Origin of the sequence: Mycobacterium neglectum, assembly GCF_002591975.1 — a bacterium.
In the GTDB taxonomy this organism is placed as follows: Bacteria; Actinomycetota; Actinomycetes; order Mycobacteriales; family Mycobacteriaceae; genus Mycobacterium; species Mycobacterium neglectum.
On the sequence record NZ_NVQE01000034.1, the window covers coordinates 24,218 to 37,909 of the forward strand.

Annotated in this window: 15 protein-coding genes; 7 read left to right on the plus strand and 8 right to left on the minus strand. The window is 65.2% G+C overall.

The genetic code is table 11. The annotated features are described in order from the left end of the window. Positions 1 to 24: 24 nt before the first annotated feature. Genes CSQ99_RS22580 through CSQ99_RS22590 form a run of 3 tightly spaced genes read right to left on the minus strand, consistent with a single transcriptional unit; the run spans position 25 to position 2,482 of the window. Entirely contained in the window at positions 25 to 477 is a 453-nt protein-coding gene (locus CSQ99_RS22580) for a PaaI family thioesterase (RefSeq protein ID WP_099041235.1), read from the minus strand. After that, positions 474 to 1,262 (minus strand): enoyl-CoA hydratase-related protein, encoded by a 789-nt coding sequence (locus CSQ99_RS22585; RefSeq protein ID WP_099041236.1) that lies wholly within the window; start codon positions 1,260 to 1,262, stop codon positions 474 to 476. The genes CSQ99_RS22580 and CSQ99_RS22585 overlap by 4 nt, the downstream gene beginning before the upstream one ends. After that, positions 1,259 to 2,482, minus strand: coding sequence for a CaiB/BaiF CoA transferase family protein (locus tag CSQ99_RS22590; RefSeq protein WP_099041237.1), 1,224 nt, complete (start codon positions 2,480 to 2,482; stop codon positions 1,259 to 1,261). Before CSQ99_RS22590 ends, CSQ99_RS22585 begins: the two co-directional genes overlap by 4 nt. A 154-nt stretch (positions 2,483 to 2,636) precedes the next feature. On the opposite strand from CSQ99_RS22590, the gene CSQ99_RS22595 reads away from it, so the two are divergent. From CSQ99_RS22595 to proS, 3 genes are all read left to right on the plus strand, one after another. After that, positions 2,637 to 3,467 carry an IclR family transcriptional regulator gene (locus CSQ99_RS22595; RefSeq protein ID WP_099041238.1) on the plus strand — a complete coding sequence of 277 codons (831 nt, stop codon included), beginning with the start codon at positions 2,637 to 2,639 and terminating at the stop codon, positions 3,465 to 3,467. Between the two features lie 243 nt (positions 3,468 to 3,710). Then, positions 3,711 to 4,250: an NlpC/P60 family peptidoglycan-binding protein RipD gene (gene ripD / locus CSQ99_RS22600; RefSeq protein ID WP_099041239.1), complete on the plus strand. Its 540-nt coding sequence runs from the start codon at positions 3,711 to 3,713 to the stop codon at positions 4,248 to 4,250. Positions 4,251 to 4,301: 51 nt separating this feature from the next. Continuing rightward, a complete protein-coding gene (proS, locus tag CSQ99_RS22605; RefSeq protein WP_099041240.1) occupies positions 4,302 to 5,708 on the plus strand; it encodes a proline--tRNA ligase in 1,407 nt (468 codons plus the stop codon). On the opposite strand, the gene CSQ99_RS22610 is transcribed toward proS, so the two are convergent. Then, positions 5,702 to 7,252 carry a class I adenylate-forming enzyme family protein gene (locus CSQ99_RS22610; protein WP_099041241.1) on the minus strand — a complete coding sequence of 517 codons (1,551 nt, stop codon included), beginning with the start codon at positions 7,250 to 7,252 and terminating at the stop codon, positions 5,702 to 5,704. The two genes, proS and CSQ99_RS22610, sit on opposite strands and share 7 nt — an antisense overlap. A gap of 76 nt (positions 7,253 to 7,328) precedes the next feature. On the opposite strand from CSQ99_RS22610, the gene CSQ99_RS22615 reads away from it, so the two are divergent. Beyond that, positions 7,329 to 8,513: an acyl-CoA dehydrogenase family protein gene (locus CSQ99_RS22615; protein ID WP_099041242.1), complete on the plus strand. Its 1,185-nt coding sequence runs from the start codon at positions 7,329 to 7,331 to the stop codon at positions 8,511 to 8,513. Here the strand turns inward: CSQ99_RS22615 and CSQ99_RS22620 are convergent. After that, positions 8,498 to 9,109, minus strand: coding sequence for a DJ-1/PfpI family protein (locus CSQ99_RS22620; RefSeq protein ID WP_099041243.1), 612 nt, complete (start codon positions 9,107 to 9,109; stop codon positions 8,498 to 8,500). The two genes, CSQ99_RS22615 and CSQ99_RS22620, sit on opposite strands and share 16 nt — an antisense overlap. A 34-nt stretch (positions 9,110 to 9,143) precedes the next feature. On the opposite strand from CSQ99_RS22620, the gene CSQ99_RS22625 reads away from it, so the two are divergent. After that, positions 9,144 to 9,533, plus strand: a complete 390-nt coding sequence (locus tag CSQ99_RS22625; protein WP_099041244.1) for a DUF4267 domain-containing protein — start codon at positions 9,144 to 9,146, stop codon at positions 9,531 to 9,533. A gap of 21 nt (positions 9,534 to 9,554) precedes the next feature. Here CSQ99_RS22625 and CSQ99_RS22630 read toward each other — a convergent pair whose 3' ends face one another. Both CSQ99_RS22630 and CSQ99_RS22635 read right to left on the minus strand, forming a co-directional pair. Beyond that, positions 9,555 to 10,223 carry an MOSC domain-containing protein gene (locus tag CSQ99_RS22630; RefSeq protein WP_099041271.1) on the minus strand — a complete coding sequence of 223 codons (669 nt, stop codon included), beginning with the start codon at positions 10,221 to 10,223 and terminating at the stop codon, positions 9,555 to 9,557. Positions 10,224 to 10,275: 52 nt separating this feature from the next. Further along, positions 10,276 to 10,512 (minus strand): DUF732 domain-containing protein, encoded by a 237-nt coding sequence (locus CSQ99_RS22635; protein ID WP_245909046.1) that lies wholly within the window; start codon positions 10,510 to 10,512, stop codon positions 10,276 to 10,278. A 276-nt stretch (positions 10,513 to 10,788) separates the two neighbouring features. Between CSQ99_RS22635 and CSQ99_RS22640 the strand changes: the two genes are divergently transcribed. Both CSQ99_RS22640 and CSQ99_RS31055 read left to right on the plus strand, forming a co-directional pair. Further along, the gene (locus CSQ99_RS22640) at positions 10,789 to 11,223 is read left to right on the plus strand and encodes a DUF4383 domain-containing protein (protein WP_099041246.1); all 435 of its coding nucleotides are present in this window, start codon (positions 10,789 to 10,791) and stop codon (positions 11,221 to 11,223) included. A gap of 117 nt (positions 11,224 to 11,340) precedes the next feature. After that, positions 11,341 to 11,769: a hypothetical protein gene (locus tag CSQ99_RS31055; protein ID WP_176561157.1), complete on the plus strand. Its 429-nt coding sequence runs from the start codon at positions 11,341 to 11,343 to the stop codon at positions 11,767 to 11,769. 13 nt (positions 11,770 to 11,782) lie between these two features. Here CSQ99_RS31055 and CSQ99_RS22645 read toward each other — a convergent pair whose 3' ends face one another. Further along, entirely contained in the window at positions 11,783 to 13,678 is a 1,896-nt protein-coding gene (locus CSQ99_RS22645) for a serine/threonine-protein kinase (RefSeq protein WP_099041247.1), read from the minus strand. Positions 13,679 to 13,692: the final 14 nt, after the last annotated feature.

Consider the following 13,692-nt stretch of genomic DNA (forward strand, 5'->3'; position numbering starts at 1 on the left):
CTCCTCGTTGAGTTGGGTGGGGGGCTATTCGGTGGCGTCGTGTCTGAACCAGGAGCCTGAGGCGACGGCGGCAAGTCGCCCTTGGTCGTCGAGCATGCGCGATTCGAGCGAGACGATCCGCCGGCCCGGCTTGAGGATGCGACCGGTGCAGACCACGTCACTCTTGACGGGGCGCAGGAATCGCATCTCCATCTGGATCGTCGATCCGGCCGACAGGAAGTGCTCGCACGCATGGCCCATCGAGATGTCGAGTGCGGTCGACAGGACCCCGCCATGCATGGCGCCGCCCGCGTTGCACAGGTGCAACGCGAAAGGCATTGTCACCGAGCATGATTGCTCATCGTCCTGATAGGCGATCGACAGCCCGAGGAAGTGGATGAGGAAGTAGCGTCCGAACTCCGGGACGGCGGCGGCCGCCGCATACTGCGCGGCCTCGACGGGGTCGGGTATCGAACGTAGGGAATCGGTGGTGGTCATGACCAGGTGAACCTCGGTGGCCGCTTCTCGAGAAAGGACCGAACGCCTTCGGCGTAGTCCTCGGTGTCGAAGGATGAATTGCGGATGTCGACGGTGATTTCGTCGTCCGCGGTCTGGCCCCCGACGACCAGGTCGACGATCCGCTTGGCCGACCGCACGCTGAACTGAGCGCGCGTGGTGACCAGTTTGGCGAACTCGTAGGTGTGCTTCTCGAGATCGTCGGCGGGCAGCAACTCGTCGATCAGACCGAGTCGCAACGCATCGTCGGCGTAGACGTGTTGGCCGGAGTACAGGATCCACTTCGCGCGCGAGGGCCCGACGACATCGACGAGGCGCTTGGTGGATTCGAGGCTGTAAACCAGCCCGAGCTTGGCCGGCGTGATGCCGAAGCGGGAGCGCTCGTCGGCAAACCGGATGTCACACGCGAGAGCGATGCCGCACCCCCCGCCGATGCAGTAGCCGTGCACCATCGCGATGGTCGGCTTGGCAAAACGTTCGATCGCATGCTCGGCGCCGGCCACTTGCTCGTTGTAGGCCTTGGCCGACGCGCTGTTGCCGCGAACCTCTTCGAACTCGCTGATGTCGGCGCCGGACGCGAAGCTGCGGGTGCCCGCGCCGCGAACGACGACGACCTTGACGCCTGCCTCGGCGTCCAGTTCGGCGAATATCTCGGGGATACGCCTATACATGCCAAGCGAGATCGCATTGTGGGTGTCGGGCTTGTTCAATACGACGGTGGCGATCCCGTCGTCATGCTCGACGATGATGTCGTTGGTCGTGCTCATGCGGTGCGTCCCTCCTGCAGGTCGGGGTGAGCGTCATACAGCGTGCCGTCGGCGAACAGGCGATCGAGTTCGTCGGACCCGACTCCGATCTCGGTGAGGACGGAGGAGGTGTGCTGGCCGAGCCACGGGGCGGGGGAGCGCACGCCGAACTCGAGTTCGGAGAACCGCGTCGGCGGTGCGATCGTCTTCATCGGCCCGATGATCGGATGCTCGAGGTCGACGATCATGCCGCGGGCCTGCACATGAGGATCTGCGAGCGTCTCCTCGTAGGTGAGCACCGGCCCGCCCGGCACGCCCGCGACATCGAGCCGGTCCACCCATGCGTCGGTCGGCAAAGTCGTTGTGATCGATTCGATTTCACGCTCCAGATCGTCGAGATGGGCCATCCGCGCGGGCAGATCGACGAATCGGGGATCGGCGGCCCAATCCGGCCGTTTCAGGACATCGTTGATCAGTCGCAGCCACAGGCGGTCGGTGTTGGCGCCGATCGTGACGTACCCGTCTGCGGTGCGGTACGCCTGATACGGGGCGGAGCGGCGATGCCGGGTCCCGGTCTGGGCCGGTGCCTCGCCACTGCCGAAGAAGGCGCCGGATTCCCACACTGTCCAGGCCAGGCCCGCATCCACGAGTGAAATGTCGATGTACTGGCCGGCGCCGGTCTTCCGACGTTCCAGTTCCGCGGCGAGGATCGAGTAGATCGCGGTGGCGCCTGCGGCGATGTCATTGATGGCGATGCCGACCTTGGTGGGCTTTCCGTCTGGCTGACCGGTCATTCGCAGGAAGCCGCCGATGCCCTGGGCCATGATGTCGAACCCCGGCCGATCGCGATACGGGCCGGTCTGGCCGAACCCGCTGATCGAGCAGTACAGGATGTCGTCGCGGACTCGTCGCATCGACTCGTAGTCAATCCCCAGTCGACTCGTGACCCCGGGGCGGAAATTTTCGATCACCAGATCCGCACTGGCCCCCAGTTTGTGGAAGAGGTCCCGGCCGCGTTCGGATTTGAGGTCCAGGGCGATGGAGCGCTTGCTGCGGTTCGGCATCGCGAACGGATAGCTCTCGCCGTTGATCTTCGGGGCCATCCGGCGCGAGTCGTCGCCAGTGCCTGGCTGCTCGACCTTGATGACATCCGCACCGAGCTCGGCGAGAACCATCGTGCAGTAGGGGCCAGACAGGAAACGCGTCAAGTCAAGGACCCGGAAACCGGTGAGGGGATGCATTCGTCCTTCCCGCATTGTGGAATCTGTATTACGCTATGCAGGAAGCCTAAGACGGTGATCGGCATCACGTCAACCATGAACAGCGCCGTGGATCACAGTGCAAACCCGCGGGCGTGTGCGATCTTGAGACGGGGAGCGAATGAGGGGAAGCCGCGTGGAAAGCGACGAAAATGGTGTGGAACTGCAGCGACGCAGCGGCGTGCAATCGATCGATCGCGCCGTGGCGATCCTGCGGTGCTTCGACGGCCGTAAACCCGAATTGGGCATCAGCGAAATCGCGCGATCGACGGGGTTGTCCACCAGTACGGTGCATCGGTTACTCGGCGCCATGCAGGAAAACCACTTGGTACGGCAGACCGGTACCAAGCGGTACGGCCTGGGGCCGCTGCTGCTGCAGTTGGCCAATTCAGGTGCGATGCCGAGGACTCTTCGCGAGGCCGCGCTGCCGTTCATGACGGATTTGCGCGACGAGTTCGACGAAACGATCGGGTTACACGAGCTGCACGGTGACCACCGGATCGTCGCGGCCCAGGTGGAAAGCCATCAGGAGCTCCGCCGGACCTACACCGATATCGGCGTGCCGATCAGGCTGGCCTACGGGGGGCCGGGAAAGGCGATCCTCGCCGTGCTGCCTGCGGCAGAGCTCGAACGTCACCTCGCGGAGCCGATCCAACCGATCACCACCGCCACCGCGGTCGCGGTCGCCGATATCGAACAAGAACTGCAGACGGCGCGCCTCCGCGGATACGCCGCGTCCAAAGGTCAACGCACAGTGGGGATCTACGCTGTCGCCGCCCCAGTGTTCGACCACACCCAACAGGTCGTCGGAGCACTCGGGGCTTCGGTTCCCGAGGTCCGGATGGACGCCGAGCGCGCGCAACAGATCGGAGGTCGTGTCCGCGAAGTCGCCTGGCAGCTGTCCACCGCGCTGGGCGCGACGGCCGAGGGTGTGCACGCGGTGATACCGGACATCAGATTGGGCTAGGCATCGCGGGGATCGCGTCCCGCATAACGCCATTGGGCTACGGTGTGACGCCGTCAGGGTGACGCGAACCACTTGAACGGCGTCTGTCGGTCACTTTTCGATCACGGTACGACAACTCATTGGCCATGTGCCACGAGGCAATTGGGCTGCACGCACGTGCTGGCTGTACAAGTGGAGTAGCGAACTGTGGGTCGGAGTGGATCCACACCGTGCGCGTCGTATTTCGAGAAAGAAGAATGTCCGATGAGAAGTATCTACGCCTTGGCGATCAGCCTGGCGCTGTTGGTTGCGACACCCGGTCTGGCGACCGCTCAGCCTTACCAGCGGTCCGCCAGTCAGCAGCAGGCGATCCAAACAGTGATTGCGCGTGGACTTGCCCAACGGGGCGTTCCCTTTTCGTTCGGTGGTGGCGACGTCAATGGGCCCACCCGCGGTAGCGGCCCAACCGCCAACGCGCTCGGGCTGGACACCGAGGGCAGGGTCGTGGGAGCCGACCCGGCCGCAGACGTCGTCGGATTCGACGCGTCCGGCCTCATGGTCTATGCCTTCGCCGGAGTCGGCGTCAAGCTGCCTCGCTCCTCGGGGGCGCAGTACAAGGTCGGGCAGAAGGTCACACCCGCGCAGGCGCTTCCGGGAGACCTGCTCTTCTATGGGCCCGAGGGCAACGACAGCGTCGCACTCTTCATCGGCAACGGCCAGATGCTCGAGGTCGGCGATACCGTCACGGTGTCGCCAGTGCGTACCAACAACATGACGCCATACCTCGCCCGCATCATCGCGTAGGGCCGAAAAACCGCGCGACTCCGGCGGGTGACCCTCAGTAGGGTCGTACGGATGGCGGTGCTCACAGCGCAACGCGACGACTTTCCGCGGTGGTATCAGGATGTCCTGACCAAGGCGAAGCTCGCCGAGAGCGGCCCGGCCCGCGGGACCATCGTCATCCGGCCCAACGGATACGCGATATGGGAGCGCATGCAGGCCGAGGTCGACGGGCGGATCAAGGCCGCCGGAGCCCAGAATGCGTACTTCCCACTACTGATCCCGATGAGCTTCTTCGAGCGCGAGGCCGAGCACGTCGAGGGGTTCAGTCCTGAACTTGCCGTCGTGACCCATGGCGGAGGCAAGGAGCTGTCTGAACCGCTGGCCATCCGTCCGACCAGTGAGACCGTCATCGGCGAATACATGGCGAAGTGGATCGACAGCTATCGCGACCTTCCGCTGATCCTCAACCAGTGGGCCAACGTCGTGCGCTGGGAGATGCGTCCGCGAATCTTCCTGCGCACCACCGAATTCCTCTGGCAGGAAGGGCATACCGCGCACGCAGGAGAACCAGAGGCTCGGCAGTACGCCCGCCGCATCCTGCACGAGGTCTACGAGGACTTCATGCGCAACACCCTTGCCATGCCGGTGATCGTCGGTCGCAAGACGGCAAGGGAGCGCTTCGCGGGCGCCGCCAATACAATGACGTGCGAAGGGATCATGCGCGACGCCAAGGCGTTACAGATGGGCACATCGCATGAACTCGGCCAGCGGTTCAGCCGCGCCTTCAACATCGCTTACTCGACCGCCGGCGGCACCCTCGAGCACTGCTGGACCACCTCGTGGGGCGCGTCGACGCGCATGCTCGGGGGACTGATCATGTGTCACGGCGATGACTTCGGGCTCGTTCTGCCGCCGGCGCTCGCGCCGGTCCAGGCCGTGGTCGTGGTGGTGAAGGAGAGCGACGGCGCCGTCACCCGAGCCGCTTCGGCACTCGCCGAGGAACTCAACGCCGGTGGGATACGAACGAGACTGGACGACAATGTGTCTCAAGGGTTCGGCTGGCGGGCGACCGAGTGGGATCTGCAGGGTGTGCCGATCCGGGTGGAGATCGGCCCCCGCGACGTCGCGGACAACGCGGCACTGGTCTACCGCCGGGACAGTCGGGAGAAGTCCACCGTGGCACTGGGCGGCGTCGTCGACGAGGTGCGGCAGCTGGCTCCTCGCATCCAGAGGGAGATGCTGGCGGCGGCGACGGCGCGCCGAGACGCAGTCATCTCCGACTGCGCCACTCTCGATGATGCGCGCGCGGTCGCGCAGACGGGGGTCGCCAGAGTCCCGTGGGCGTCGGTCGGAGCCGCCGGCGAGGCCGAGCTCGCCGCGGGTGGACTGACCGTGAGGTGTCTGCAACGTCGCGACGGGTCGTTGCCCGAATCCGACGACGACGCAGGCGCGCTCGCTTATGTCGCCCGCGCCTACTGAGTGGGCGTCAACGTTCCGTCGATGACCAGCGCGCGCAGTGCTCTGCGGTTGAGCTTGCCGCTTGCGAGTATGGGAATCTGCTCGCTGGTCGCGAACACCCACCGGGTGGGAACCTTGTAGGCGGACAACTGATCCCGCGTACGCGCCGTGAGAGTTTGCACGTCGATGCCGCCGGCGGCGGGCACGACGACCGCACATACCTCCTCGTCGCGGACCGGATGGTCGAGTCCGACGACGATGCATTGCGCCACGTCGGCGAACTGCTCGATGACCGCTTCGACCTCCAGCGGCGACACGTTCGCCCCCGCGGCCTTGATGAGCTCGCTGGTGCGGCCCACATAGAACAGCCGGGGATCGCCGTGGTTGCGGTAGACGCGGTCACCGGTGTGATACCAGCCGTCCTCGTCGAACGTCTCGGCCCGCTCCCGCTTGTTGTAACCGGCCATCACCCCGATCCCGCGAACGAGGAGTTCGCCGACGCTGCCGTCCGGGACGGGATTGCCGTCGTCGTCCACGATGCACATGTCGGTGAACACGAAACCACCTGCGGTCTCAGACATGGTGCGATGCACGGGAAATCCGTCGGGCACATCGGTCATAGCGATATCCAACGGACCCTCACGCAGCATCGGCGCGCTGGACAGATCACGGTGGGAGAACGTCGGATGCTCACGCAATCGCTGGGTGAAGGCCGGCCATCCCACGATGCCCGTCGCCCGTTCGCGTTCGATGAGATCGAGGGCCGTCCCGGCGTCGAGTCGGGGCATGACGAGGAGTGTGACGGGCTGGTGCAGTGCACCCGTCGTCGCGAGCAGCCCGCCGATCCAGAAGAACGGCATCGCGCACAGAATCCGGGCGTCAGCGACCGAACCCGTCACCGCACGGATTGCGTCCGGCCATGTCGACGTCTGCCGTACCAGCGTGCCGTGGGTGTGCAGCACGCCTTTGGGGTCGGCCGTGGAGCCCGACGTATGGATCATGATGGCCAGATCCGCGGGAGAAATCTCGGCTTCGACCGCCGCCAGAATCTGTTGTGGCACTCCGGGTTCGGACTCGTCGTAACGCATCGCCCAGCGCCGGTCCGAGTCGCCGGTGAACGCGATGCGACGCAGGTAGGGCGCCGCCCGCAGCGCGAGCCGGTTGGTCGGTTGGCCGGACAGCTCTGGTAGCGCTTCTTCAAGGCGTTCGGCCACATCGATGGTGAGTATCTTCGTCGGGGCGATCAACAGCCCGACATCGGCCAACCGGACCACTTTGGCGATCTCCGCCGGGGCGTACAGCGTGCTCAGCGGGATCACGACCGCACCGATCCTGGACGCGGCCAGCCACCAGGACACCCAATCGGCACCGTTGGCGAAGAACAGCCCGACGCGTGCGCCCTTGCCGACGCCCTCGGCCAGCAGCCAGCGGGCGAGTTGGCCCGACCGATGCTCCGCCTCTCGATAGGTGAGCCGTTCAGTCGGCGTGACCAGATATGTCTCGTCGCCGAACTCGTGCGCGCTGCGCTCCAGAAGTGCAGGGATGGTCGGGCGCGGCTGATTCACGAGCGAAGTCTATGGGCCGGAAAAATTACGCGTCGGTGGGTATCGAAATTCCCCTTGGTGCGGTTAAGGTCAGCACATGACGACGACTGTCGAAGCGGCTGACCGGGTTGTGGGGCTCGCACGGGGCATGCGCGAGCTCGTGAAAGCACAGGCAGCGGAGTCCGAACAGGCGCGCACCCTCACCACGGAGGTCGTCGACGCGCTGTGGGCCAGCGGTCTGATGACGGCTTTCAATCCCGTCGAGGCCGGGGGAGTCGAGCCAACGTTCAGCGAGATGATCGAGACCTGGATCGAGATGGCATGGCAGGACGGCTCCTTCGGCTGGGTGGGTATCGCGAACCTGCCGTCGTCGTTCGCGGCGGCGGCGTATCTGCCCGACGAAGGATTCGCGGAGGTGTTCACCGCACACCAGAACCGCGTGACGATGGGCGGCCAGTTCTTCCCCAACGGACAGGGCCGCGCGGTCGACGGCGGTTTCACGCTGAGCGGGGCGTGGAATTTCGGCTCGGGGACCGGCCATGCGGAATACGTCACGGCTGGGTTCTTCCCGATGGACGACGGCGAGATGCGCTGGATCAGCGAAGGTGTGCCCGATATGCGGGTGGCCGTCATCCCTCGCGAGGAGATCGATTTCAAAGACGGGTGGTTTGTCCAGGGGCTCAAAGGAACCGGGTCCTACGACTACAGCGTGCAGGAAATATTCGTCCCTGAGCACCGGACATTCGCGCTGTTTTCGCGGGAGGCGCTGCGGGGATCGTCGCCCGCCACCCGGATGGGGCTGATGCCCGTCACGGCCGCGGGACATGCTTCGTGGGCCCTTGGTGTCGCCAAGAGCATGCTCGACGACGTCCAGGACCTCGCGGCCACCAAGTTCCGGATGAGCGATATGGCGTCACTGGCGAGTCGCCAGACTTTTCAGAAGGATCTCGCACATCATGTCGCGGCCTGGCGTGCCGCGCGACTGCTGGTGATTGACGCATTCACCACCGCGGAGGCGGTCGTTGCATCGGGGGAGGAATTGACCCCGACGCTGCGTGCCGATATGCGCGTTGCCGCTGTCTATGCCACCGATATCTCGCGACAGGCCGCCGAATGGGCGCATCTGGTCGCGGGCACGAGTTCGATCCGGGAAGGCAGCCGCCTCGAGCGCGCATTCCGGGACTTGTACACCGGCAGTCAGCATGCGTTCATCAGCGAGAAGGTGGCCATGGACGCGGCGCAGATCTGGCTCGGCATCATCGAGGATCAGTTCGGACTCTGATCCAGCGCGCGCCACACGTCGGTCGGCATCGGGTAGGCGATAGCCTGCGCGACTTTGTCCGCCGTGGCTTCGCCGAGTTCGCGTCGCACCAGCCACAGCGCCAGATCGATGCCCGCGGTGACCGCGCCGCCGGTCACCACATTGCCGTCATCGACCACGCGATGGGGCTGGACGACGGCGCCGTACTGCGAAAGTGCCTCGAGCGCTGCCGGATTCGTGGTGGCGTTGCGATCGCGCAGGATCCCCGCCTCGCCAAGGAGTAGCGCACCCGTACACACCGACCCCACCCATCGAGCCGAGGTCGACAAATCGGCGATGAGGCGGGGCAGCGTGCCGCGCCGAATCTCACGTGGCACACCGGTGTCCGTTCCATCCACCCAGCTGCCGCCCGGAACGAACAGCGCGTCGGGCGCCCCGAGCTCGTCGACAACATGCAGTTGCAGCCCGTTGGCGGCAGACACCACGGGAGGGCCGTCGAGGCGTACCACCGCGACTTCAAGGTCGGGATCGATGGTCGCAGCGCGGGCGAACACCTCCCACGGCGCGACGACGTCCAGGGCGTCGAACCCCTCGAACACGACGATCTCAATTCGCATCTACTCAGTCTTGTCCTGCCATAAGCTGCACGCCATGCCTTTGGACCGCGCAGCACTCGCCGTGGGCGGCATCCGCCTCGCGTCGGGAATTTCGTTCCTCGTCGATCCGCTCCGCGCCAACAAGCTGTGGGGAGATTCCGGCGAGCCGGCCCCGACGGCGCAGCTTCTGCTGCACTCCATGGGTTATCGCGATGCGCTCATCGGAGGCTTGATGCTGTCCGCTGCCGTGCGCGGAAAGGACACCCGCGGTTGGTTTCTCGCGTCGGGCGGCGCCGACGCGTCTGACCTGTTGGGCGGAATGAGGGTGCACAACGAGATGAGCCGCTCACAGCAGATCATCGGACTCGGCGGCGCGGTCGTCGGCATCGGGGTCGGACTGTGGGGTGCGACCCGTCGCCGGCCAAAGCCGGCTGCGTCGGACTGACTCACGCCGCGCGGTAGCGCGTCAGGCTCGGCCGGGCGTCAGCCGGCGACTCACGTAGTTCTTGAGTTCCACGGAGAGCGCATCGGCGGCCAGCAACTGCGGAAGCAGCTCGGGTTCCGACATTTTGGCGCGGAAAACCAAGCTGATCGTCACGTCATGGTCGGGACGATCTTCGATCGAGATCGTGTCGCCTGCCTGCACCGCCCCCGGCGCGACAACCCGAAGGTATGCACCGGGCATGGCCGACGCGGTGAAGGTCTTGATCCAGTCATCGATGTCCAGGAACGCCGAGAAGGTTCGGCACGGGGTACGGGGCGCGGACACCTCGAGTAGTAGGCCGCCGGTTCCGACGCGCCAACGCTCACCGATCAGTGCGTGCGTGACGTCGACGCCCGAGGTGGTGAGATTCTCGCCGAACATTCCATCGGTGAGTGGACGGTCGAGCCGCGTCTCCCACTCGTTGAGGTCTTCGCGGGCATAGGCGTAAACGGCCTGGTCGTCGCCCCCATGCAGTTTCTGGTTGCCGATGGAGTCGCCGACCAGACCACTACCCAGGCCGCCGCGCATCGGCCCTGGCGAACGAACCATGACAGCCTCGGCCGTCGCCGATTTATCGATGCCGGTCTGCCTCGACGGCGCATCGGGATTCGCGCGCACACGCGCCAGATTGACGGACAACACCTTTGACACGACTTCAGGGTAGTGGCGGCCCCGGCCAGGTGCCCGGCGTGAGGCGTCCGTATCAGCAGTCGAGTTGAACGACAGCCGCACTGACGATCTCCCCGGCAGCGGAAATCGACACGCCGAGATCGTTGCGCACCATGATGACCGCCTCCGATGCCGGCGTGCCGCTACCGAGAACGCCGCAGATCTTGGCTCCTTCGGCCCGCAGTTGTTGGTCAGTGAGGAACGCATAGCTGGTCTGCATCGTCCGAACGAACTCGTCTTCGTCCGCCGCAGCGGGGGCGGCAAACGCCACTGCAGAAACGACCGATAAGAGGGCCCCGACCACATATTTCAAAACTCAATCACCTCCGGACCATGCGCGAGCTCGCCGCGCTCATCAGGGAGCGTCGCGGACGGGATCACGGCTTACGCTTCGGCGCTCGATTCAGTCGGTACGCCGGCGCACGGAAATTTTCGTGTGCGTTATCTCTAGCCTAACTTACTTTCTGCCGAAGAGACTGTTGGCCTCATCTACTACATGACGTAGTATCTGCCTTGAACATTGCCGAAAGATCCTTGGAGGTGTTCTGTGAAGTGGAGTTTTGCCCAGGTCGGCCTGCTGATCATCTGTGTGTTCCATGTCGTGCAGGCGGTGATCGGGTTCATCGCAGAACCGAGTTTCGCGACGGGACCCGACGCGCCGACCGTCCAGATCCTGGGGATGGACTACAACGGCTGGCATGCCGTGGCCGGGCTTGCGCTCTTTGCGCCCGGCCTGGTGTTCGCGATTCGCAAGTCGTGGTCGGTGCTGTACCTACTCGTGGCCGGGGTCGCCGGGGCGCTGCCGGGCATCTGGGCGTTCTTCTCGAATCAGGTCGCCTACATCTTCGCGTTTCCCAACAACATCACCGACGCGATCGTGCACATCGTGACGGCGGCGGTGATGTTCTCAGTGGCCGCGATCCAGATCCGCCTCGACGGTGGTCTTCGAAACTCGCTGGCCGATCTCCGCAGGCGCGGATAGCGCGAAGGCCGTCGCCGCTCCTACCGATCCCAACTTCCGACACCGCTTGTGTTATTGGGATCGGTAGCGTGGGGGCCGCCGTGTACTTGCGGTCACGACGCCGCCCAGGTGCGGTGCATGACCAAAGGAATCGCCATGAATATCAATCACATTCGGACGCGGATCATCGCCGGCGGACTGATGGCGTTAGGCATAGCGGTAGCCGGTTCGGGTTTGGGCCCATCGAGCGCCCAGGCTCTGCCGGGCGAACCGGTGCCGATGAGGGGGGCGTGGCCCGGCTGTCCGGAGAACAACCCGTCCGGCCCATGTCATTGGTGTCCGGGGGACCCGCCGGTGCAGACCGGCAATCTTCGTGTTAACCCGGTGATTTGGGACAACAACGTCTGCCACACCTACTGGTACGTCTACCACGGACAGGGCAACGTCGCCCAGAACATCTTCGAGGGCGAGGTGCCACCGCCGCCACCTCCGCCACCGCCGGGATTCACACCACCCCTGCCGCCGGGATGGTGCTGGTCACTCTTCATCCCGGGGCCGTGCCCGTAACGGCAGGCGACAGCTAGTCGCCCGTGCGCTCGAACTCGTCGGTGAAATCCCCACCGCCTGCGCACGCGCCACCGGCCGCTATGGATTGCTTTCCCCGCCCGGTGAGCAGCGCGATCGGATCGTCCAACTGCGGGGGCATCGGATACTCCGCGGTGATCGTCGATTGTGCCGTGCCGCCGTCGGGGCACGTCGTGGTTCCTGCTTCGTCACGCGTCCACTTGTCGTCCGCGAATATCAGCGTGACGACTCCGTCTACGGCGTGGAACAGGCTCATGCACCGATCGCCGGTGCGCAGGCAGTAAGTGTTGGCGGACAGCACCTTTCCGCGTACGACATTGCCGTTGGCGAACGTCGTCTTCTGCTGATAGCTCCCGTGCAGCGCCTCGGCCGGGGTGACCACCCTCGGCGGGAGGACGGCGGGATCGGCAACCTTGTTGGGGTCGGGGTCGCCGGTGCGGGTGAACTTCACGGTGCGTTTGGCGGCACAGGCGCCGTTCGTCGAGGCCCTGATCGTTTCGCCCGACAAGGTACCGTCGGGATGCGGTTGCAGAGTGAACACCACCCAGAGCTCTTCGGGTTGATCACCCGTGCACTGCGCGGACGCGAGGCCCACCGCGACCCAGGTACCGCCCAATTGATCAAAAGTCAGGTTTGACAGCAGGGCCATACCGGCGCCGCTGATGTTCGCCGCCGTCGCGACACAGCCGCTGGCGCCACATTCTGAACGAACGGCCCAATTACTGGTCGTTGCAGGCGCATTCGGGACTGTCTTGCCTTCCAGATCCGTCCCGGGGCCGTAATCGGCGGTGTAGTTGCCGATGAATTCACTCCCGCTTGGCGATGAGGACGAGGGGCTCTCAGTGGAGCCGTCCCGCCCAGTGAACTCCACGACGGCGACGACACCGGCGACCACGATGAGGGTGGCGATGAATACCAGAGCGCCGACGAGCAGTCCACGGTTTCGCCCTGGCCGTTTCGGTGGTGCGCTCCGCTGTGGTTGGGCCCACGGTTGTTGCGGCAGCATCGGCGAACTCGGTGGGCCGGCCTGACCAATGGTGGGCGGTGGGATAGGTCCGCCGATGCTTGGTTGACTTGGCCGGGTGATGACTTCCTTTGCGGCGGAGGCCATATCGAGGGCACTGGCGTAGCGGTCCGACGGTTGTTTGGCCAGACCGGTGGCGATCACCGCGTCCAACGCTGTCGGGACAGTTCGGCTGATTTCGGACGGCCTCGGTGGTGGCATGAAGATGTGCCCGCTGGCGACCCGCTCGAAAGTGTCGCCGGGGAACGGCTGTTGACCGGTCAGGCACTCGTAGAGCACACACGCCAGCGCGTAGATGTCAGAGCTGGGGTTGATCTGGTCGGCGCTGAAACGCTCCGGGGCCATGTAGGCCCAGGTGCCGATCGCCGCACCGGTCTGCGTCACCCCATCCTCGGCGGTGCGGGCGATCCCGAAGTCGATGAGATACGCGAAGTCGTTCTCGTCGATCAGGATGTTCGACGGTTTCACGTCGCGGTGTACGAGTCCCGTCTGGTGGGCCGCGTGCAGCGCCGCGGCGATCTGCTCGACGATCGCGACCGCGCGTGGTGGCGTGAGCGGACCGTCGTCGAGCAGGCTGTGCAGGTCGGTGCCGGCGATGAGCCGCATGGTCACGTACAGCCGGCCGTCGATTTCGCCGAAGTCGTAGATGGGTACAACGTGGCGGTCGTCCAAGCGTGCGGCGGCACGGACCTCCCGGCGGAATCGCTGCTCGAATTCGGGGTCCTCACTCAGATTCGAGAGCAGCATCTTGAGCGCCACGACGCGGTCGATCTGGCCGTCGTAGGCGCGCCAAACCTCACCCATTCCGCCGCGACCGATCAACTCGATCAGCTGGTAACGGCCGAATGGCGTGCCCTCCACCGGCATACGATAACGGCCAC